This window comes from Sporosarcina sp. YIM B06819, assembly GCF_033485175.1.
Lineage (GTDB): Bacteria > Bacillota > Bacilli > Bacillales_A > Planococcaceae > Sporosarcina.
Map to the genome: position 1 here is coordinate 1 of NZ_JAWLIQ010000067.1, position 900 is coordinate 900.

Here is a 900-nt window from a genome sequence, read left to right on the forward strand (position 1 = left end):
TCAATGAAAAGATGATTTTTCCTTTCATCATTGCCAGTGGTTTTATTGCAGATACGACTTCCCTACCGTTAGTCGTGAGTAACTTAGTTAATATTGTTTCGGCAGACTTTTTTGGTATAGGTTTTGTCGAATATGCATCTCGAATGATTGTCCCGAATGTATTTGCATTAGTAGCGAGTATTTTAGTGTTGCTGTTATTCTTCCGTAAAAGTATTCCTAAAGACTATAAAGTTTCAGACTTAAAACAACCGAAGGATGCTATCAAAGATATCAAGATGTTTCGACTCTCTTGGATGATTTTAAGCGTGTTACTCGTAGGGTATTTCTCTAGTGGCTTCACGGGATTGCCTGTCTCTATTATTGCTGGGCTTACGGCCATATTCTTTATGTTCATGGCACAAAGAAGTCCTGCTGTTCAAACGAAGCAAGTACTTAAAGGGGCACCTTGGGCCATCGTATTCTTCTCTGTTGGGATGTACGTTGTCGTCTATGGATTGCGTAATGTAGGTCTAACGGGTGTATTGGCAGATGTCATTCAAATGGCAGCCAATCAAGGACTCTTTGTAGCAACGATATCGATGGGCTTTATTGCGGCGATATTATCATCCCTCATGAATAATATGCCTACCGTCATGATTAACGCGTTGGCGATATCAGAAACGACGACAACAGGATCTATTCGCGAGGCTTTGGTTTATGCAAATATCATTGGGTCGGACTTAGGTCCGAAAATTACCCCAATCGGTTCCTTGGCTACTTTATTGTGGTTACATGTCCTTTCTCAAAAAGGTGTGAAAATCTCTTGGGGTAGCTATTTTAAAATCGGGATACTCTTAACAGTCCCAACGTTATTCATTACATTAATTGGACTGTATTTATGGTTGTCATTCATCCAATAAA

The 900-nt window shown here is 39.8% G+C and carries 1 protein-coding gene; it reads left to right on the forward strand.

The window, feature by feature from the left end; all coding sequences use genetic code 11:
* The coding region (gene arsB / locus R2B72_RS18545; protein WP_318618373.1) for an arsenite/antimonite efflux transporter at nucleotides 1-899 on the forward strand (899 nt) is incomplete at its 5' end.
* Nucleotide 900 lies beyond the last annotated feature (1 nt).